Genomic DNA, 21,043 nt, shown 5'->3' on the forward strand with positions numbered 1-21,043 from the left:
AAAACACTCCTTAAGATTCTAAATTATCATGTCCACTTTTTGCTGACGATTTACAGGTAAGTTGCTGGATAACCTTTGGGGTTGTCTGCACTACCCTTTAAGTTATCAATACTTCCTCATGTTGAAAATTCTTGTTAAATAATGTTTGGTTGAGACTAAGAATATATAGAATTTATTTCCGTTGGGGCGATTACTTTGCGGGAGTGTCCGGCTCAAAATCCAATGAAATAGAGTTCATGCAATATCTTTTATGGGTTGCTGCTGGTCCGTCGTCAAATATATGTCCCAAATGTGAGTTACATCGCGCACATTCTACCTCTGTGCGGTGCATTCCATGAGAATCGTCATCCTTATATATAACGCCTCCCTTACGAACCGGTTCAAAAAAACTCGGCCATCCACAACTACTGGCAAATTTGGCATCGGAACGAAATAATTTGTTTCCGCATACCGCACAATAATAAGTACCTCTAGTTTCGCTATCCCAATATTTACCGGTGAAGGCCCGCTCAGTGCCCTGTTCCCTGGCCACGGCATAGAGATCATGCGGCAATATTTTCTTCCATTCGGCATTGTCGACATGGAGAATTGTTGTGTCTGTACGTGAGTAATACGGGTTGTCTGTTTTGTCCTTATTCATGATTAAATTATTATTTTGTGCGTTACTATTGCAACTGGCGATTGCCAGAATGAATACCCCCAAGTACTTTACTAAATGTTTCATTATAGTTTCTTTAAGTTTTGTTCTGATTGCTTATTCATGCTTTAATTTATCCTTAAACACTTTTCTAAATTTCTCTAAAAAATTCACAGGTTATTTTTAACCACCATTATCATGAGATATCGCCGGCTGCTGCTATCTGTCAACATCATTTACCAGGCGATTTATTTACCTTGGGGCATGGGCTGTAAAGATTCCCTACCGTAGTGCAGTCGTTTCTTTGTTATATGCCCTGCTCGATCCCTAAAACTGATTCACTAATTGAAAACGAAGAAAAGCGTTGTACTTACCGGCCGTAAATTGATTAATCAATACTTTTGGCCAATGGAAATTCTATCGGCACCTTGGTGACTGCATGCAATATGTTACTAATTGTCCTGTCGCCAATGAGGACAATTACATCTATGAGATTCTCTTTCGAATAGCCCGCGTCAAAAAAGGCTTCCATCAATGTTCCCTCACCTGGATTTCTTTTTTCCGAGAGTTGTTTGGCAAGTTTTACCAATGTGTCTAGTTTTTTATCGAACCCTGCACTCCCGCCTCTGATTTCAAGCGTCTGTTCTTCGGTGAAACCGTTCATTTTGGCAACCATAGTATGTGCACTTAGACAATATAAACACCCGTTCACTTCGCTCACTACCAACGTTACGGCTTCCGCCTCTTTCTTGGTTAACGAACTCTTGCTATCCTCAAGATTAATATACGCTTCGAGTGCGTTTTCAGAATAAGCCAATGTGGAATAAAGATTCGGAACAGCTCCGAATGTTTTTTTCAGGCGATCGAATACATGTTGATTTGTTTCTGAAACCTCTTCTCTTGTTAGGACTTTGAATGTATTTTCCATTTTATTAAATTTTATGTTAGACATTTATTCATTTTGAATAATACAAAGGTAAGCTGGCGGATCGCCTTCCGGGGTATCTGTACTTCCCATTAAGTAGTTCATACTTCCCGAAAAGCTACTTTCTTAGCAACAAGCACCAAGTTTTAACAGAAATTGAGAGTGCAACCTATCTGACCGTTGTTGGGTGCTTGTTTAAAACAAAGGGTAACAAATTTCCGCCACACAAACAATGGACATCAAGTCCGCCCGATAAAACAAAGACGCAATAAATTAATGAAAAATGTATCAGACTGTAATTTCACACCTTCGGAACTATCAAAAATTTGGGTATCTGATATTTCCCGATCTTTTGAAGCACAAACTGCATTTGCGGGGATTTATAGGTTTGTGAGTTGGTTATTTATTCACGTAGTCTCGCTCGTGAACTACAACAATAGAATTAAAACAACTTACAGTTGGATTGAAGCGTATTTAACGCATGATCAGCATCTGAGGATGATTTTCAGAGGGTCGAGAGACAGTAAAATAAACGGTGTCAAGGATAATAAATAAAAGTATTATTTTTGCCATAGTAATTATGAGTATTAAGAGAGAACGATTTTGATTTTGAATCCATGAAGAACAAAGCGCTGGCACAGTTACGCAGTGGAGAATCACTTTATGGCAAGAACGGAGCTTTTGCTCCTTTAATGAAGAAGTTTTTAGAATTTTCCAAGAATCTATCCATTCCAATATATATTATGTTTGAGCACTTGAAATACATTCATTTCCCCCCAAATTGGTTTGTGATTCTCGTTAAGTAAATTAATTCTTTGTATTAATTCAGTTATATTTGAAGTATCAAAGATTGTTTTGCTGACCCCTATTGAGCTACTACTCCGCGGGGCTTTCGCTCTCGGAATGTCTCAACTTTTTGATCTTTAGACCGATTACAATACTAGCCACGATAAAACAAACGACTGCGATAATAACCATCGCAAAAAGTGGACTACAGATGTGGTAGGTGTCTGCTTGCTGAATGAACATCAATCGAAAGATACGTAAAAAGTGCGTTGAAGGTACTACGTCGGCAATCCACTGTACCCAGGAAGGCATCAAACTCGACGGCCAGGTGAAACCACTGATAATAAATGCAGGTGTAGCTATAACCATAAGCACTTCGGTGGATTTCAACTGTGACGGCAGAACTGCACTCACCAGCACACCAATAAAACTCACTGCTAATACAAACACAAACAGACAAAGAGTAAACCACCAAAAGTCTGCCTGCAGGGGCATCTTATAATATAGCCCGAAGCACCAGTACATAGCAATGATACCCACCGACATTAATATATACGGTATCACCTTCACCAAGATCAGTAACACGGGGTTCGACACCTTTTTACTAAGTTCTTTGAACGTGCCATTCTCAAACTCTTGCGAAAAAGAAAGCGCAAGACCGAGCAGCAACACCTGTTGCAATACCGTAATTAAAACGCCAGGTAACATAAAATAAAGGTAGTTACCACTGCGGATATTTTGTTTAACGATCGTGGTCTTAAATGGTTCATACTGCTGCGCCGCAATGGATGCAGGTATGCCTTTTTTCATCAGCGTCTGAACCTCTATCCCTGCCTTCATTGTCATCGCGCAGACATTGACCGCCATTAGCGCTGTATTGGAGGTTAGCGTATTGGCTCCATCCACAAATATGGTGACTTCGGGAAGCCGTCCCTGCTGCACCCCCGAAGAAAAGCCCTTCGGTATATGGACAATCGTTGTAGCCCCTTGTTCAATAGCAATATTCTTCGCGTCAAAAAGAGATGGGAGAACATTTGCTACTTTGATACTTTCGTTATCACCAAGCATATCGATGAACGTGCTGCTCAACTCCTTCCCATCCTCGTCTACTACGATTACTGGCATCTGGGTAACTTTTCCTTGTTGATAAACATGTCCTATCAAAAATCCATACAAAAATGGTGCACCTAGAAAGAGTACCAGCAACACTTTATTGTTATAAAACAGTCTGAACTCCCGACAAATCAACTCATAAAATATTTTCACCTCTATATTCCTTATCTAGTGTAAATCAAGAACTACTAATGCTTTTGTTAATAGGTCATTCGCTTCCCGAATATCCTTAGGGACAACTTTAACCTCGAAAAGTGATTGCTGTGTCTCATAATCCGGATAGGCTGTGGCGATATTAGCGTATGCATTAAGCGCGCGAATAGCAACAATCCTACCTTTAAGCGCCCTTCCTTGCAGGTATGGTAATGAAACGCTTACTGTATCTCCTTTCTTTAGCGCTCCTACGCGATCTTCGGGCAGCGTGAATCGGAAGTAGGTACTATTGTTAAGTGCTCCATTGAAAATAGGATAGCCAGCCACTGCGAGCTCTCCTATTTTTAAGTTTATACTCTCCACAGTCATATCCTGCGGAGCCAATACATATTTTTCCTTAGCAGCGACGCGCACTTCAGCAACAGCCCCCTTGGCACGCTCTTTCTGCCCTAGAGCCATAATTTGCTGCTCGAGCCGAGCGCCACTACTCGCTTCTGCCATTTCCGCTTGCGCGGCTAGATACTGATTCTTTGCACCCTGATATTTCGCGTATGTTTCATCAAAACGCTGTTGCGAGATCAAGCTGTCTGTAAGCAGGTTTTCGAGTCTGTCTATTGATTTCTGCGCAAACTCATACTGCTCTTTTAGTCCATCGACTTTCGCCTGCAGCTGCTTGAGCTGCCCACTTGTCGCTCCTTTTCGCGCCATATCATATTGTGCATGGGCAGACTGCAATGCGCCTTCGGCCTGCTCGGCCTTCGCATCGACCTCTGGAATATCTAAAACAGCAAGCGTATCGCCTGCCTGGACGTCCTCGCCCTCTTTTACTAATAGCTCTGCAATCTTACCTGAAACCTTAGTTACAATAGTGATCTGTTCGCGCTCTATTTTTCCTTGGATAGGTTTCTGCTCTGCTTGGTTAGCACAAGCAAAAAACAAAAGAGCAATTGGTATATAATAGATGTTTTTCATTTTTATTCATTAATAACTGATAATAAATTTCCTGAAGCGTGTAACAACTCCAAAACGGCGGATCGCTGCTCCATAATATTGCTAAAGTAGCTTAAGCTAACCTTGTACCATTCATTCTCGGAAGCAAGTAGTTCGGTTACATCAATAAGTCCAGCCTCAAGCTGGCGCGAAGCCATTTTCAAATTGTTCGAGGCGACGACAATCTGTTGCTCGCTAACGTTCAATTTCTGGTTTGCCGTTTGATAACTAACCTTATTTTTTGCTAGAAGCAGTGCTAGCTTCTGCTCGGCATCGGCGCGTTTGGTCGCATTAATAGACTGATCAAGTTCCGCTTGACGCAGCTTATTTTTATGTGCTCCTCCACTATAGATATCCCATTTCAAGCCAACACCAATCATGAGATTGGGCCGCCCTTTCAGGTAATTACTTGAAAGATCCAGGTCTCCTATCACCGGTTGGTCTTTTACGGTTAAGCTGGTGTTGTGCATATTTAAGTAGTTCGCTGATCCAAAAGCAAAAACTGTCGGCAGCACTCCTCCACGTTCTTTTTTCAACAAATAATCATATGCTTTACCCGAGGCTTCCAATGCTTTGAGCTCCAGACGGTCTTGCACTTGGGTAGAATCCAAAGAAAGAAACACTGGTGAAAGCTCGTAACGTATCTGCTCGACCTGTGTCGATGTTAGTCCCGAGAGCTGTTGGATCTTTTTTACCAGCAGATCCCTATTTCCTGCCAATTCCATTTTCTTCTGCTCGAGTTCGAGCAGTGCGAGTTTTAGTTTATCTCGGTCGTAGGGTATCGCTAAACCATTATCGATTCCCTTATTAACTTTGAGCTGTTCCTTTTGTAGACGCTTCTCCGAATCCTGAATAAGCTTATCTACTTGCTCCAGCAGCATAATTTGATCAAATGTTGCTGCCAGATCCTTCGCTATCTCCTCCTTGCCGGCATCAACAAGGTACTGCTGCGCAAGTGCCTTCTGTTTTAGCGCTCGCTGCCCATTAGGTATCTGTAGGCCTGAGAAAATAACCTGGCGGACAGAAACCCCCACGTACGCGGCTTGCGTGTTCATTCGAAAATCCGTCACGCCAGAAAATAGCGACTGGCCAAGTAATGGTAGATCAACTGTGGGCAAGTCCAAACTACCGTTGCTGTGGATATAGCCGTATAATCCCGTTGCAGAAACATGCGGTAATTTGTTGGTTTTTACGCCATCGGCTTCCAAGTTCGTTTTATCAACATCGTAAGTTTTGAGTATGATGTCTTTATTGGTCTGAAACGTCGTATGAATAACGTCTTTCACCAAGGGGTCTATTACCGTCTGTGCTATAGTCTGGCTAACGAAGAAAAGCATATTTAAGGCTAACAGACCCCAGACAAATCTATTTCTCATCATATTAGTTCATTTATCGAGAAACAAATATCGGGCTATTAAAGTTTGCATTTTTTAAGATATCTTAAAAAATAATTTTTCAAACGTAAAAATAAAATACTACTAGTTAGGGTTAAACTTCCGTACAGCTTAGCGTTGCGCCCGAATGACACTTAAGGTTTGCTGCGATATCCCAAGGTAAGTGGCTATATCTCCTAATGGTGCTCGCCGGAGAATATCTGGGTGCTGGTTGATCAAATTTTGATACCGTTCCTGCGCTGTTTCGAACTGTAAGCTGTGCAGTCTAGTAGAAAAACCTACTAACGACTGCAAAAGGATAGATTGAATCAATTGGTTGACTAGAATAGAGTGTTTGGCCAAATCTTCGATCAACGAAAATGGGACGATCGTAATGATCGCATCTTCCACCGCTTCGATTCCATAGATGGACCTCCTATGATAAAAGGTACTTTCGGATCCGGCTGCGAAAGCCCCCTCGTTAAAAAAATAATGTGTAATGTCTTTACCCGATTTGTTATAAAACATGCGCACCATACCATGCTCAATGAAAAACACATTCCGGGAGTAGTTATCAGTTGGTAAAACCACCTGCTTCTTTGAAAACACCTTCTTGTTGGAAACAACGTCAATTGCTTCTATTAATTCATCGGGCCAGCCGAGTGTGTCTCTGAAGTAGCTTATCAAATCCATACCCTAAAGATAATAGGTTTTAATCGCTTTGCAGTATATTACGCTGTATTCTCTTTGCCCAGCAAAGACATAAAAAAACAAGGAATTGTAATGAAGCGCGACTTTCCGCCGAACGCTGTATTTCTATAACGCATACTTTTAAAATAAACTATATAAAATTGATTATCAATATAATAAACCCTATTGTATTATCTTTTATTTCACATTGCTCATCAATACTGATGAAGATTCCTCCCTTGAAGCGTAGCAAGCTAACAACCGAAAAATAAAACGGCATCACGAAGTCTAAAATACTTCCACTTATCTATTATTGAAGACCCGCCTTCAGGATCTGTACAACTTGACTACCATCTTCTTGCGCTACAAATTGATTAAAAACCAAGTATGTGCCGTCTGGAGAAAACGATGGTGTCCCTACAATTTTCGTGTCCCCGATATGATTGTCCGTAACCTGTAAAGTTTCCTTAACCATCAGATCAAAAACAAATACATTATTATCGGCAACAAAAGCTATCGATGTACCATCCGCGCTCAAATTAAACGAAGAAGCAATAGAAAAGGGATTTGCCGTTATAAATGTCAACTCCCCCGTCAACACCTCACATTGTACTATTTGGTTACGATTTTCATCATCTTTTGCTAGCGCGTAAATATACCTTCCGTCCCGACTACTGCGTAGCCAGTACCGTAGATCCGATAAGCCTTTGCTCCTGGTTAACCTGCGCTGCTCTATGCCCACAGGAACGTGCGGACGCTCGCCCACTTCGCCCACTGCTCGACCGTCCTGCCTTATTTTAGTAGCATCTACATTAACAATAAATATTTCCGTAACCACGCTGCCCTTATCATCTAGGGTATTTCCCTGAAAAGCGATGGCATGCGGGATATGCTCCCCTTGATCATTAATATATCCGTTTTCTCCGATCCAGCATTCGTCAAAAGCTTTGTTAATTTCATCAGATCCCGGTACAGGGTCGGCAACCACAGCGGCAACCACAGCGGCATACATGCACCCTTCATTGTTGTCCTTTCCTGTGTCGACACGGACCGTAGAATCACTTGGAATCAAAACCCCCACCGTTCTGAGGTCTGGCTCCACTATTTCATCATTATACGTATAGCTGAGCATATGTCCGTCCGCACTCCAACAATGTCCGTGTGTGCCCCCTCGTAAAGAACCCGGCGTATACGGCGCGGTAACATCCCTTGCGTCCAGAAAGATTGGCTCTCGCGGTTTATTCGGATCTACGGCTACTCCTGTTCGCCTAGTCATCGCATACGGAGCAGATTCGTTTGCACTAAGCAGCCCATGGATAAATACCACCCGGTCCGTTAAGGGGTTAAACGAAGCTGCTCCCACTCCAGGGCCATATACCGTAGAATTATTGGTTCTGTATAACGTCCGCTCCTCACCCGTTTTTACGTTGATCGTTCCGATCACAGATGTTTCCCCAATTTTGGTATCGTCATTCCGCCCATCAAAAACCAACCACTGCCCATCTTTGGAAAACACACGGTTATGGTGCAGGGTATGGCCCTGCGAAGAGTGACTCAGCGTAGTCACAGTATTCTGTTTCATTGAATTTTGTTTTTTATGCATACAACTTGAAAAATAAAATATGATAGAACACCCCATCAATAGGTATATTTTAGGAAACGTTCTACCTAGCAACATATCAACGATCATTATTTTGACAGCGAGCGAAAGTCCGCAATCCGGTGAAATGTCAGAAAGTTCGCATCATGGTTGTTATGCGCATTGGCTTTTCCATCAAAATAAGCAGTCCGAGAAAGCACCAGGATATCTCCCCCTTCAAATAACCAATCTACATACTGAAAGCCGTGATTGATAACATCCTCATGTTCCAATATCACCTTCACATCTTCCCATTGCTTCATATCTTTCGATCTTCGAAGTGTCAACACATTGCGAAAAGAAGCTGGATTTCGTTTCGGATGCTCTTTCCTATATTTTTCTGGAATTGAATTAACCAACGAATAATAGTAATCCGATGTCTCATCATACTTGATAACAAACTTTTTGCTGCCGCCAGAGAAATCCACGAATCCAGAGCGTTGATCAAATTTCATATCTTTCCCATCGGGGGATATTTCGACAAACGCAACCTTCTCGTCTAACGATGATTTATCATCAACACGTAAGACATCCCACATCCGCTTCTCCCGGTCGACTACAAAATTACCTTCGAGCCATCCACCGAAATTACCATTCAAATATGTCGAATCGTATGGTAAAGATTTAGACACTTGCCACGATTTAGATTTCAACAAATCGGCATTAATATCGGCACTCATCACCATTGCACCATACCTTTTTCCCCACTGCAAAACCGGTCCATGGGCCGTTTCCATAGGACGCCATAATCTTCCGTTATATTCCACGACAGGCATAGGAGCGCCATGAAACTCCCCCGTGAGGAGAACACCGTTTTCCTTATTGGTGGGTTGCGTCCATGTTTTTCCTCCATTTGTCGATTTTCGAATCATCACCGTCCCATGGTGCCTATCTGGTCCCAGTAAATAGAGCTCGCCTTGATGCACAAACAGAGAGCTCCAAAATGCGCCGTGAATTGTGTTCACCTGTTTCCATTTCTTCCCCTTATCTTTCGATATAAAAATCCGAGTCACGGCTTGCTGCCACTCAGAACTCTCCGGTCCAAAAAAATCGTGCGAGGCCACATAGTCCCCATTGGGCAGTATTGCCAGACTAGGTGATCCGATATATTTTCTGCTCGTTGCCGGTTCATGGACCACCACATTTCCTGGAACGCCCTGGGCAAACAATACTACAGGTAAACAAAAGCAAACACACATACAATAAAATAACATTCTTAGTTTCATAAAAAAAATTAAAAATTAGCATTCTGTTCAATTAATGGATCGGAGTCAATCACGGCCTGTGGAATAGGAAATAAAACATGAGACGGCGTAGCATTTTTTCCGCGTCGCACCGCATCGCTTATAAATTTACCAACCCGTATCATGTCCATTCGCCGATGACCTTCGTTATAAAATTCATGTCCTCGTTCCAACAAGATCTTATCCCTCATCCCATTTTGCCCTCCAATATCATTCACCTTCAAATCAGCAAGCCCCGAGCGTTTCCGTACAAGATTAATATACCGCAGCGTTTCATCACTAGGGTATCCAAGCTCGTTTAACGCTTCGGCACGCGAAAGATAGATATCAGCCAAACGAATTTCCGGAATGTCATTCCCGTGCGCTGCTCCAATATTAGTTTCATCGGGCCAGTACTTCAGTGAACGCACATTATCGGTTCCTAGCAATTGAATCTCTTGGTCGGTGTTGTTGATGTATTTTGTAATCATCAACTCCTTCCTTTTATCTCCCTTTTCAAACGAGTTATAAAACTCATCGTAGATCCTAAATTCATTGGGCCAATTTAACCATGTACTTTTAAAAGACAAACCGATCTCCGGAGCTGATTTAAAGTTATCCGGAAATGAAACGTTACTCCAGCTGTTTGCAGTAGCCCGATCAGACGACGGAACAGCAGGCCGAACCCAAATATATTCTTTATTATTTTCATTACTAACTTTAAAAAGATCCGGGTACACACCATGAAGCGCATAATCAAAAGTATCCAGGAATGTTTTGCTCCAATCGTCAACTTTTTGCCACTGCTTGGTATTCAAATAAAATTTGATTAAAAACCCCATAGCGGCAGCCTTATGTGCCCTGTACTTGTCAGGTTCCTGTCCTGGATCGGGCAATAGCTCCGTGGTGCTCATCAATTCTGTTTCGATAAAAGCTTTCATCTCGTCGTCCGTCGCCCTAGCTAGACTCAGTTGCTGCGTGGTCGATGTTCGCAAGGGAACGGGACCAAAGAAAAAATACAATTTATAGTAGGAAGTTGCGCGCAAGAATCTAGCCTCACCCTCGTAGAGTTTCCTGTCGTCAGCTGTCAGCTGCGAACTTTCCAGGCTCTCCAAAACGATATTGGCGTCGCGAATACATTGGTAATAAGGATCCCAATTCTGGGTCAAAAAATCCATAGTGGGGTCCCAATTGAAATCCCTGTAATTTTTGATTGAGGCCTCTACATTATCCCCACTTTGGTAAAGGATATCTGTAGCAAACTCTTGTGGTCCCAATACATAAATGGAGTTATTACCATTCATATTGGCATTCTTTGCATAGGCCTCATATAACACGGATGTCAAGCCTTCTTTGGTCTTTAGGTGGTTCGTTGGTGATAATTGTGAATACACATCCTCTTCTAAAAAACCTTTACAGGAAACGACGCATACTGTTGAACATATCAAAGCAGCATGAACGATTGATCTAAAAATATTCTTCATGATTATAGACTTAAGTTAACACCGAACATAAAGGTACGAGCAGTAGGATAGGCATTCCAGTCGATACGGGCTCCGCTACTGTTGGGATTTATCGAGGGATCATATCCAGTATAGTTGGTAATCATTGCTAGATTCTGTCCTACTACAAAAACATTCAGTCCCTTTACGTATTTATTACTTTTCAGCGAGAATGTGTAACCAAACTTAACGGTGGCTAAGCGAAGAAAACTAGCATCCTCGACTGTATAGGAATTGACCTCTTTCTTTCCCTGTCCGTTAGGATTCACAAATGAGGGGTACTCAGTGGAGGGATTCTGTGAAGTCCATCTATTGAGCAATGGTTCGGCCAATCGGTTTCTTTTCAAGTTCGCTGGAAAATACGTATCCAAGAGGTTGTTGTTGAGCATATCGACTCCAAAAACACCATCGATAAAGATGTTCAGATTGAAATTATGATAATCAATATTATTGGTTAGAGAAGCCGTGTATTTGGGAAAGGAATTCCCCAACACTGTGCGATCATCCGCATTAACGATTCGATCGCCGTTAATATCCTTGTATTTAAAATCCCCCGGGGCAACCGGATCGTCTGTAGCCGATATATCATCTGTTTGTTGCCAAATACCATCGATCTGATAGCCAAAAAAAGAATACATCGGCATTCCTACCTGAATAATGGAGGCGGGGGTTCCTCCCGCAGATCCTGAATAGATCACCTTGTTTGTGCCCAAATCCTGCACATTATTCTTTAGCCAAGCAAAGTTTAGCATACTTTCCCACCGCACGACACCCTTCGTGTTTTGTGAATTCAGCATAAATTCCACACCAGTATTTCTAACGGCGCCAATATTTGTCATCATCGTTGAAAACCCCGTTGTTCTAGGCACCGCGAGATTCAAAAGCATATCTTTGGTATCCTTATAGAACCAGTCGACACTACCCGATATTCGATTTTGCATGAGCCCGAAGTCTAATCCGAAATTCAGTTGCTCGGACGTTTCCCATTTGAGATCTGGATTGGGAAGGCGGCTTGGTGAGGTTGTGCTGACCTGAACTTCGCCGATGACAGCCTTTTGCCCGGCAGCATATGTCGGCATGGACTGATAGTTACCAATCTCCTGATTTCCGGTTCTCCCCCAACTGGTCCTGAGCTTTAACGTAGAGAACACTCCCAATTGCTCTATAAACTCTTCCTGATCCAACTTCCATCCAAAAGCAAAAGAAGGAAAAACACCGAAACGGTTGTTCTCTCCAAAGCGAGATGAACCGTCAATCCTCAAGGATGCTGTGAAGAGATATTTATCCAACAAGTTGTAATTTACCCTTCCCAGATAAGACAATAAGCTATTTCTGGACCGTGAGCTACCCGCGATAAACCGGGTTGGATCACCTAGCCCTATATTATCTGTTTTTGTAGCATCAGAAGAGAATCCGCTCCCCTGCGAGGAAGACGTGACACCATTAAATTGCTGCCCAGTAACTCCAAGCAGGACATTTAGATCGTGAATATCTATGGTTTTCTTATAACCTACCGTCAGCTCGCCCAAATAGCTGTTATCCGTTCCCTGCAGAATACTAGCAATTCCACCGTTAGCTCTTCCTTCAATGGTCTGCCGATCTACATAAGTATCCCTCCTCTGGTTAGAAATATCCGCCCCAATATTTAATTTTGCAGTGAAGTCATTCAAAAAATTTATCTCTCCGTAGACCGTTCCCAGTGTTCGATAAAGATCGGATTGAGAAGTCTTCCCATTGGCTATCGCCAGTGGGTTATCAATATTCATATCCGGAGAAAGCATATACGCTCCGTCGGTATTAAAAATTGGCAACGTTGGATCATAAGCAATAGCCGCGTAAATAATACCCGCACGTTCATTCAGGTCCATCCCATTGGCGACATAGTTGTCCTTGATAAGAGAACTGGTCATATTGGCTCCCAATTTAAAAATAGAGCCTGTGTGTTCTAAATTTACGCGGGCACTGTACCGTTTGTTATCTGAATTAACCAATAACCCTCCTTGATCGTAATAATTCAATGAAGTATGGTATTTCGTATTTTCATTTCCTCCTGAAAAGGAAAGGTTATGGTTTTGTATTGGCGCATCCTTTCGGTACATCCGATCTAACCAATTTGTTGAATTTTGGATCTGTCCAACACGTTGGTTTTCCGTACCACCCCCTTCGTCAATAATACCATTGATAACCTGCTGGTACTCCTCTGTATTTAAGATATCAATACCTCTTTGCACATTCTGGATGCCATAATAGGCGTCATAGTCTACTTTCAAGTCACCGGACTTGCCTCTTTTAGTTGTAATCAGCACCACACCGTTAGCCCCCCTTGAGCCATAAATTGCCGTTGCTGATGCATCTTTTAACACCTCTATTGATGCGATATCACTTGGATTAATGGAGTTCAACGGATTTCTCGCGGCACGCATTCCGGTAAAATTCGCACCAGTTCCACCCACCGTTACCGAGTTATCGATCGGAAACCCATCAACCACATATAGTGGAGAATTCCCGCCATTGATGGATCCTACCCCTCTGACATTGACCGAAATACCTCCCCCTGGCTCACCGCTGCTCTGCACGACCGTTACTCCCGCCACTTTACCAGCCAGCAATTGCTCAGGCGAGGTATTTACTCCTTTATTAAAATCCTTTTCATTTAAGCTACTGACCGCTCCAGTGATATCCCGGCGTTTGGCCGTTCCATAACCGATCACCACCACATCGTCAAGCTGCGTGTCATCGGGAACAAGTTCTATATTCAGGGTTCGATTTGTGCCTAAAGCAACGACTTTTGTTAAGTATCCGACAAAACTAACCTGAATGTTTGTATTCGCCGATGGAGCTGTGATGGAGTAGATACCTTGAGCATCCGTTGTTGTGCTCAAGGTAGTCCCTTCAATACTCACTGTTGCCCCGCCCAGTGGTTCTTTGCTCTTATTGTCCAGAATTTTCCCTGTAACTGGCGTCTGTGCTATTGCGGAAAAAGACAAAGTGATCGAAATCAAGAGCATCGTGCATTTGATTACAAATTGGATCATAATGATAATTTTTTTAGTTTATAATTTGCTCCTTGTCGAGCGTGTTAGCTTGTTGACTTGTTAGTCATACTACCTCAAAGTTGTACATTATCTTACTACGAAATCTAATATCAATTTCCCAATTCGTCCAACATTTTATCAAATATGGTCATCGTAGCATCTTTGAAGCAAAATTACTTCAATTCAGCAATCAGTTTCTGGGCCTCATTGAGCAAAATATCCAAATCCTCAAACACACTGCCGTTGGGCACCACACTTCCATTTCTGCAGATTGAACCAATTTTCAGCCCTCGCTTCTGCAATACATATTTTGCGCTTGCTGGATACCTCGCATGCATCACATCCATGTGCTTACGGAAAAACGATTGTACCAAAGCGATCTGCGCGCTCACCTGGTCGTCTTGGTAATGGTTACATAGCCAAACAACTAGTTCGGGGAAGTAATTCCCTTGGATGCAGGAAAGCCCCACCGAGCCCGCTTGCAAGGATTCAATAGCATGTACCATGTATGCGTCATATAGACCAAAAGATGGTTCGCTGGTCGTAGCGTTTATTTTAGCGCGGACTACATCAATATCTAAACAAGTGTCTTTATGATATTTAACACGGCCTGTTTTCACAAATTCACCTAAAAGCTGTGGCGAAATGACGCGTTTATAGGGTACGGGGCATTCATAAAATCCGACAGGTATATGAGGTGTCAGCCGTAACAGTTCCAGTACGTTCGCTCGAAACACCTCTTCACTATCAGATTCCGTTGCCAGTAAACCTGTAATCAGAATAACGGCCGAGACGCCTGTTGCATAAATATCCTGGACTGTAGCTGCCTGTTCCCCTAGTGTAGTACCAAAAGATCCCGTAGCCACAATCGGGACCCGGCCATTCACCCGTTTAACAATATGCGTAACAGATTGTATCATTTCCGCTTTAGACAGATCAAACATCTCACTGGACAAGCAATTGGCAAAAAGCCCACCTGCCCCACTTTGTAAATAGAAATCAACCAAACTATCCAATGCCACATAATCAATGGATTTATCCTCTTTAAAAGGCATAAGCATCACCGGAATAAATTTCTTATCGTTCTTCATTTTTTGATTTTGATTATTTATTTATTTTTTCTGTTGTATACTTTCTGAACTGCGTAAACCCCAGCCCCACTAGGCAGATTGTCAATGTTCCGATCACAATGATCATATTGGCATGCAAAGGGTATTTCAGATAGTCCATATCCTCAGGTATCAAGTAGGATAGCGACATCCACAGGATGACAAACACACCTACAATCACCCCTAACACCGCTGCGTTGTTTGTTACTTTTTTAGATATGATGCCCAGTAAGAATAAGCCCAACATACCGCCGGCAAAAATTCCAGATAGCGTCCACCAGATATCCAGTAGGCTTTTCACACCGATCATAGCAATACCGCAGCACATGCCCAAAACACCGACCAATACGGTTGACGTATAGAGGACCTTTAAACTGTTCTTGGGCGTGATTTTCGGATTGATGTACCGTTCATAAATATCGACTGTAAATACCGTAGCAGATGCGTTCATACCTGAACTGATGGTACTCATAGCAGCGGATAAGATCGCCGAAACGATCAGACCCAGTAAGCCTGTAGGAATCATATTGACCATAAAATTAGGCATCACCTTATCTCCGTAATCGGCCGCCGACATCTGACTTGCCAAAGAAATAACTTGAGGATTGGATTCCGCTAAACCCAAACGCTCCGCCGCAGCCTGCATTTTAAGCCCTTCTATGATTTCAGGATGCCCCTGGTAGTACACAAATAGGCAGGTTCCGATAAAAAAGAACAATAGCGAAACCGGTACATATATCCACACACAGAGCCATACCGACTTGTTAGCCTCTTTAGCCGATGTAGCGGCATGGTAGCGTTGGACGTAGTTTTGGTCCATACCAAAATTGTTGAGGTTCATAAAAAAACCGTAGAGCAACACCACCCAAAAACTAGAGTTGAAAAAATCGAGGCTGAATGTTCCCAGACTAAACTTATCGTGCTCGTTAGCTTTAGCGATGATCTCCGGAATTCCTCCTGGAATTTCTTGAACGACTAAATAAATAATGATAATAGCCCCCAATGTTTTAAGTACCCCTTGAACGACCTCCGTCCAGATAACGGCCTCTATCCCGCCCATCACCGTGTAGATGACGATACAGATACCCATTACGATCATGATGACCTCCATGCCGTAGCCTGTTAACGCCTGTAACGTGAGGGAAATTCCGAAGAAGATTGAACCTATCCTGGCCAGTTGAGTCAGAAGGAAACATACCACTGCATATGTCCTTGCCCAGGTGCCAAACCGCCTCTCTAGATTAGTATAGGCCGATACCTCTCCCGTACTCCTATAAAAAGGCACGAAATACTTGATGGCAATCCAGGCAGCGAACGGCATAGACAGACTAAAGGCAAATGCGTTCCAATCTCCACCGTACGATTTCCCGGGTACACCCAGAAAGGTATTGGAGCTTAGAAATGTAGCGTATATAGAAATCCCTATCGCCCAGCCGGGGATACGTCCGGCAGCTCTCGTATAGTCATCGGCAGATGTATTACGCCGAGAAAAATAAACACCGACCAATACCATTCCAACCAGATAGGCCAGAATGATCAATAGATCAATTATAGGTAAGTTTGTCATAGCTTAAGGTTTTACATGCATTAGGTTACGATATTTCTGATACAAATCGCTATATACTTCTAAGTAGGCCTCTCGAGGTTTATAAGTATGGCTGATCTTTGCACCGATATGCTTTTGAGCGGTCAGCACATCCGGGTAAATTCCAGCAGCCACAGCCGCAAATATGACGGCTCCGAGCGCACAAGTTTGATCATTATCCACGACATGAATATCTCGCTGCAATACATCGGCTAGCACCTGTATTACAAAAGGCGATTTGGATGTAATGCCTCCTGTGGCGACCACAGACTGTATCGAAATATCATTTTCTTTAAAACGCTCTAATATCGCCCGAGAGCCAAATGCCGTGGCTTCTACCAACGCCTTAAACATGTGAACAGCAGTTGTAGAGAGGCTAAAGCCGTAAGCCGCCCCCCTTGTCGTAAAATCCACATCGGGCGTACGTCTTCCGTTGTGATAATCAGTAAAAACAAGATCGTCTTGGGTGACAGGGAGTAAAGCGGCCTTATCGGACAGGTGAATTAACAGATTTTCTGTCAACTCCACCCGTTGACTTTCAGAAATCGAAGAGCAGGCACCGAGGACGACTTCCACGATCATATTTCTGAACCATCGATAAATATCACCGAAAGCAGACTGCCCCGCTTCATAACCGATCATACCGGGCAATATTGAACCATCGACCTGTCCGCAAATCCCTTTAACCAGCGGCGGGTGGTCCTCTTTCGGCAATACCAACATATCGCAGGTTGAAGTCCCAATTACCTTCACTAGTGTGTAGGGTGTAATACCAGCCCCCACGGCGCCATGGTGTGCATCAATTCCACCGACAGTAATTAGCACCTGTGCGGACAAACCAAACTTATCCACAAAATACGATGATAGGGTTCCCATTACTTGATCCGATGTGTAGGTATCGTGGTACATCCTATTGACCAGGTGATAAAATGCGGGGTCTAGCGAACAAAGAAACTCTGCGGAAGGTAATCCGCCATGCTCTTGGTTCCACATCGCCTTATGCCCTGCCGCACAACGGTTTCGTTTGATCTGTTCTAAACTGTTGATTCCGGCCAAGTACATTGGTATCCAATCGGATTGTTCGACCCACGTATAGGCCTCCTGAAGGATTCGCTTATCCTTTTTATTTATGTGCCATATTTTCGACCAGAACCATTCCGACGAGTATAACTCACCGCAATATTTCGTAAAATTAATCCGCCATTTTTTTGCCAGTTCATTTATACCATCAGCCTCATTTACAGAAGTATGATCCTTCCAGAGGATAAACATAGCGTCTGGGTTATCCTGAAACGATTCTGTCAGTGAAAGAGGAACACAATCTTTACCTACAGGCACTGGAGTCGAACCCGTCGTATTGGTTCCTATAGCTACGATATGCTGTCTGTCATCGGCGCTAATATCAGCCAAAAGCCCGGTTAATACCTCATCAATCGCCTCCATATAATCGAGCGGATGTTGTCTATACCTGTCTGTACTTGAATCACAATACAACCCTTCAGCCCACCGCTTAAATGGCGCGATAAACTTCGCTAGCACCGTACCGTCTATGGGATCGATCAACAGTCCGCGGACTGAATCCGTACCAAAATCCATCCCGATAATCAGCTTATTCATCGTGCGTCCTCACTTTGTCCACCACATAGATGGACACGAATCCCCAGACTATCCATCACCCCAGCTTTCACGCGAAGGGCCGATTCAATATCATACGTATCATCCACATACACTACTTGGATATGATTTGCTTTATGCTGGGCCATCATCTGGTCGCGAGAGACGCCATCCAATACGCCATGCATGATGGGCCATTCCGGATTGGTCATCTGCCACCTCCTCTGGGTTTCCTCGATTGGTAAGGCCACGACCTTCCCCGTACCTAAATCGCAATGAACCTGGTCATCTTGTATATATATCCGGCTCCACACGATTTTACCAGGTTTACTGATCCCCCGAAGTGTTCCACCTCCTTGCCCAAAGAACATAGGTGGTTGTCTTAAGCTGTCAGCGCCCCGGTAACCATCGATAAAATGTGATGCTGGTGCTGCCCCTGAGATCAGAAACACCCACACAAATTGATTTATGCCATCTACAAGATAATCTTCGCCATACCGTAAATCATGAAGCGTATTGTCCCCCTGTAATCCCAGTTCTTTCCACAGGTGGTAGGTAATATAACCATCGACCCCCGCACATTCGTCCACCTCATTAAAATGTGGCATCGCCGCATTCGCATAAAGCTCTTTCCCTGTTTCATCATAAGCGGGAGGACGGTGCGTATTATTCAACAAACCTTCCACCAGATCACTTGCCGGCGCCAATTCTTTTAACCCTTGCTGATACTGGATACCCACCGTATCGCAGCCGAATTCGTCCGACAAGCGAAGAACAGCGATATACATTTTACATTGCTCGAGTGTCTGCCTTCTTGTTAGTTCCATTTCTTCGTTCTCACCCCAGTGGAATTTCATCCCCTGATCGAGCAGCCATTGTAATATATCTTCCGCTTCTTTATCGGACACCGTTAACATTTTAGCGTATAGCGTAGATTGACTCAGACGCTCTTTAAAGAAAAACAAAGGATGAAGCAGATGATCCGGAAAAATAGCATTGAACATCCCCATACATCCCTCATCAAATACCCCCATCACCACTTTATTTCGCGCTATACCCTGCACAAATTGGCTAACGGTATTGCCTTCCTCTGTAGTTAGCTCAGAAGATAGGAAATCGCGAACGTGAGATGTATCGTGATGCACTTTACCTATTTCCATCCACTGTTGAAGGCCCTTTTTGAAGAAATCGTCTTCAAAATCCACACTCCAAAGAAAGCTATAGTCGATACCGGCTTTTGTCATTGATCCGGTTAGATTTAATGCGCCCACAAGACCAGGATAGGTCCCATCCCAATTGGCAACTAACAAAATGGGTCCTCTATGAGAAAGCAATCCCGCTAATACATGATGACTATATTGCCAAACACTCTCGGCAACAACCAAAGCCGCCTGCGGATCGATCCCCTTAAACACTTCTATACCATAAGATTGGTAATCAATAAAGCCATGGCCCTTTTTAGGGTCCACACCGTGTGCACGAACAATCTTCCAACCCTGTTTATCAAAAGCTTTCGCGAGTTTTTCTTCCATAGCTTGTTGCGTTGGCCAACAGCTGGTATTGGCCGATGGGCGCAAATCGCCGCTACATACGAGGTAAGCTGTTTTATTTTCCATTGATGCTTGAATTTATATTGGTATTACAAATATGCAAAGGATAAGACGAGGTTTTCCTGCATAATTTTTCCAAAATATCCAACATCTTGACATAGATTCCCTTTTTATGTCAGGTTTTCTTTAAATTAGTGAGACCATTTATAAACATAGCCATGAAAGCAAAATATCATCATGTTCCCAAACCGTTAGATAATGCCTTTAGTATACGGCATGACGTCCTTCCAATTTTCGGAACGGTATGGCATTACCACCCAGAAATTGAGTTGCACTACCTGATTAAGGGTGAAGGCGTTCGTTTCATAGGCGACAATATAAGTAGTTTTCGAAAGGGAGAAATGGTCTTATTAGGTTCAAACCTACCACATACTTGGAAGTGCGATAGTGTCGCTCAAAATCAAAACTATGTGGAGGCTTTGGTCATGCATTTTCATCCTGAATGTTTGGGGAAGGACTTTTTAAATATCTCCGAGACGCAAGGGATCAACAAAATCATAGCCTTAGCAAGGAATGGACTGATTATCAACGGTGAATCCAAGAAAAAAATACGAGATCTACTAATTAATATGAAAGAAGGTGACGGACTTATTAAAATCATCACCTTACTCCATATCTTTCATATTCTTCTGGAGCGGAATGATTACCATCCGATTTCCAAAAATCTGGACTTCTCGAAACTGAACAAACTAGATGAAGAACGCGTCGATAAAATTGTCTCTTACACTTTTAATCATTTCAAGGAAAAAATTTTCATCGACGAGATTGCCAACCTTAGCAATCTCAGTGTAACGTCCTTCTGCCGTTATTTCAAGATGGTAGCAAACAAATCCTACTTCGATTTTCTTACTGAAATCCGTCTAAATCACGCGTGCCGTCTGATATTGGACAGTAAGCTCACCGTGGAAAATATTGCGATTGATAGCGGCTTCGATAATACGTCAAACTTTTATAGACATTTTAGAATATTCAAGGGGTGCACGCCAAAGGAGTATAAAAAACAGTTTCGATAATCTTCAAGATCGCCTAGCCGTTATTCTATTCTCCTTTGGCAGCCAC

16 protein-coding genes are annotated in these 21,043 nt (G+C 43.0%); 2 read left to right on the forward strand and 14 right to left on the reverse strand.

The features are described from left to right. Window positions 1–190: 190 nt before the first annotated feature. Both msrB and FM107_RS13065 read right to left on the reverse strand, forming a co-directional pair. Window positions 191–724 (reverse strand): peptide-methionine (R)-S-oxide reductase MsrB, encoded by a 534-nt coding sequence (gene msrB, locus FM107_RS13060; RefSeq protein ID WP_086948956.1) that lies wholly within the window; start codon window positions 722–724, stop codon window positions 191–193. A 301-nt stretch (window positions 725–1,025) separates the two neighbouring features. Next, complete coding sequence (locus tag FM107_RS13065) at window positions 1,026–1,565, reverse strand: carboxymuconolactone decarboxylase family protein (protein WP_086948975.1); 540 nt, start codon at window positions 1,563–1,565, stop codon at window positions 1,026–1,028. A 273-nt stretch (window positions 1,566–1,838) separates the two neighbouring features. Here FM107_RS13065 and FM107_RS19375 point away from each other — a divergent pair, with 273 nt between their 5' ends. Further along, window positions 1,839–2,117, forward strand: a complete 279-nt coding sequence (locus FM107_RS19375; protein WP_143559486.1) for a hypothetical protein — start codon at window positions 1,839–1,841, stop codon at window positions 2,115–2,117. 321 nt (window positions 2,118–2,438) lie between these two features. Here FM107_RS19375 and FM107_RS13075 read toward each other — a convergent pair whose 3' ends face one another. From FM107_RS13075 to FM107_RS13130, 12 genes are all read right to left on the reverse strand, one after another. Continuing rightward, the gene (locus tag FM107_RS13075; protein ID WP_086948958.1) at window positions 2,439–3,614 is read right to left on the reverse strand and encodes an ABC transporter permease; all 1,176 of its coding nucleotides are present in this window, start codon (window positions 3,612–3,614) and stop codon (window positions 2,439–2,441) included. Between the two features lie 15 nt (window positions 3,615–3,629). Next, window positions 3,630–4,586, reverse strand: coding sequence for an HlyD family secretion protein (locus FM107_RS13080; protein ID WP_086948959.1), 957 nt, complete (start codon window positions 4,584–4,586; stop codon window positions 3,630–3,632). 2 nt (window positions 4,587–4,588) lie between these two features. Then, the gene (locus FM107_RS13085; protein ID WP_256959529.1) at window positions 4,589–5,983 is read right to left on the reverse strand and encodes a TolC family protein; all 1,395 of its coding nucleotides are present in this window, start codon (window positions 5,981–5,983) and stop codon (window positions 4,589–4,591) included. Between the two features lie 126 nt (window positions 5,984–6,109). Beyond that, window positions 6,110–6,670, reverse strand: a complete 561-nt coding sequence (locus FM107_RS13090; RefSeq protein ID WP_086948961.1) for a Crp/Fnr family transcriptional regulator — start codon at window positions 6,668–6,670, stop codon at window positions 6,110–6,112. A gap of 307 nt (window positions 6,671–6,977) precedes the next feature. Further along, the gene (locus FM107_RS13095; protein ID WP_218778979.1) at window positions 6,978–8,249 is read right to left on the reverse strand and encodes a DUF3748 domain-containing protein; all 1,272 of its coding nucleotides are present in this window, start codon (window positions 8,247–8,249) and stop codon (window positions 6,978–6,980) included. A gap of 107 nt (window positions 8,250–8,356) precedes the next feature. Beyond that, window positions 8,357–9,532: a sialidase family protein gene (locus tag FM107_RS13100; RefSeq protein WP_218778980.1), complete on the reverse strand. Its 1,176-nt coding sequence runs from the start codon at window positions 9,530–9,532 to the stop codon at window positions 8,357–8,359. An 8-nt stretch (window positions 9,533–9,540) separates the two neighbouring features. Continuing rightward, a complete protein-coding gene (locus FM107_RS13105) occupies window positions 9,541–11,013 on the reverse strand; it encodes a RagB/SusD family nutrient uptake outer membrane protein (RefSeq protein WP_086948963.1) in 1,473 nt (490 codons plus the stop codon). Between the two features lie 2 nt (window positions 11,014–11,015). After that, window positions 11,016–14,066, reverse strand: coding sequence for a TonB-dependent receptor (locus tag FM107_RS13110; RefSeq protein ID WP_086948964.1), 3,051 nt, complete (start codon window positions 14,064–14,066; stop codon window positions 11,016–11,018). Window positions 14,067–14,239: 173 nt separating this feature from the next. After that, window positions 14,240–15,157 (reverse strand): dihydrodipicolinate synthase family protein, encoded by a 918-nt coding sequence (locus FM107_RS13115; RefSeq protein ID WP_086948965.1) that lies wholly within the window; start codon window positions 15,155–15,157, stop codon window positions 14,240–14,242. Window positions 15,158–15,170: 13 nt separating this feature from the next. Continuing rightward, window positions 15,171–16,742 (reverse strand): sodium:solute symporter, encoded by a 1,572-nt coding sequence (locus tag FM107_RS13120; RefSeq protein WP_086948966.1) that lies wholly within the window; start codon window positions 16,740–16,742, stop codon window positions 15,171–15,173. A 3-nt stretch (window positions 16,743–16,745) separates the two neighbouring features. Beyond that, window positions 16,746–18,377 (reverse strand): ribulokinase, encoded by a 1,632-nt coding sequence (locus FM107_RS13125; protein WP_086948967.1) that lies wholly within the window; start codon window positions 18,375–18,377, stop codon window positions 16,746–16,748. Then, window positions 18,374–19,990 (reverse strand): fucose isomerase, encoded by a 1,617-nt coding sequence (locus tag FM107_RS13130; RefSeq protein WP_086948968.1) that lies wholly within the window; start codon window positions 19,988–19,990, stop codon window positions 18,374–18,376. Before FM107_RS13130 ends, FM107_RS13125 begins: the two co-directional genes overlap by 4 nt. A gap of 152 nt (window positions 19,991–20,142) precedes the next feature. On the opposite strand from FM107_RS13130, the gene FM107_RS13135 reads away from it, so the two are divergent. Then, complete coding sequence (locus tag FM107_RS13135; protein WP_086948969.1) at window positions 20,143–20,997, forward strand: AraC family transcriptional regulator; 855 nt, start codon at window positions 20,143–20,145, stop codon at window positions 20,995–20,997. The last annotated feature ends 46 nt before the right edge of the window (window positions 20,998–21,043 follow it).

It is taken from the genome of Sphingobacterium sp. JB170 (assembly GCF_900163865.1).
GTDB lineage: Bacteria > Bacteroidota > Bacteroidia > Sphingobacteriales > Sphingobacteriaceae > Sphingobacterium.

Coding starts and splice junctions, on each gene's coding strand:
- msrB (WP_086948956.1), bottom strand. CDS start 724: ATGAAACATTTAGTAAAGTACTTGGGGGTATTCATTCTGGCAATCGCC.
- FM107_RS19375 (WP_143559486.1), top strand. CDS start 1,839: ATGAAAAATGTATCAGACTGTAATTTCACACCTTCGGAACTATCAAAA.
- FM107_RS13110 (WP_086948964.1), bottom strand. CDS start 14,066: ATGATCCAATTTGTAATCAAATGCACGATGCTCTTGATTTCGATCACT.
- FM107_RS13080 (WP_086948959.1), bottom strand. CDS start 4,586: ATGAAAAACATCTATTATATACCAATTGCTCTTTTGTTTTTTGCTTGT.
- FM107_RS13065 (WP_086948975.1), bottom strand. CDS start 1,565: ATGGAAAATACATTCAAAGTCCTAACAAGAGAAGAGGTTTCAGAAACA.
- FM107_RS13120 (WP_086948966.1), bottom strand. CDS start 16,742: ATGACAAACTTACCTATAATTGATCTATTGATCATTCTGGCCTATCTG.
- FM107_RS13130 (WP_086948968.1), bottom strand. CDS start 19,990: ATGGAAAATAAAACAGCTTACCTCGTATGTAGCGGCGATTTGCGCCCA.
- FM107_RS13085 (WP_256959529.1), bottom strand. CDS start 5,983: ATGATGAGAAATAGATTTGTCTGGGGTCTGTTAGCCTTAAATATGCTT.
- FM107_RS13090 (WP_086948961.1), bottom strand. CDS start 6,670: ATGGATTTGATAAGCTACTTCAGAGACACACTCGGCTGGCCCGATGAA.
- FM107_RS13100 (WP_218778980.1), bottom strand. CDS start 9,532: ATGAAACTAAGAATGTTATTTTATTGTATGTGTGTTTGCTTTTGTTTA.
- FM107_RS13105 (WP_086948963.1), bottom strand. CDS start 11,013: ATGAAGAATATTTTTAGATCAATCGTTCATGCTGCTTTGATATGTTCA.
- FM107_RS13115 (WP_086948965.1), bottom strand. CDS start 15,157: ATGAAGAACGATAAGAAATTTATTCCGGTGATGCTTATGCCTTTTAAA.
- FM107_RS13095 (WP_218778979.1), bottom strand. CDS start 8,249: ATGAAACAGAATACTGTGACTACGCTGAGTCACTCTTCGCAGGGCCAT.
- FM107_RS13125 (WP_086948967.1), bottom strand. CDS start 18,377: ATGAATAAGCTGATTATCGGGATGGATTTTGGTACGGATTCAGTCCGC.
- FM107_RS13135 (WP_086948969.1), top strand. CDS start 20,143: ATGAAAGCAAAATATCATCATGTTCCCAAACCGTTAGATAATGCCTTT.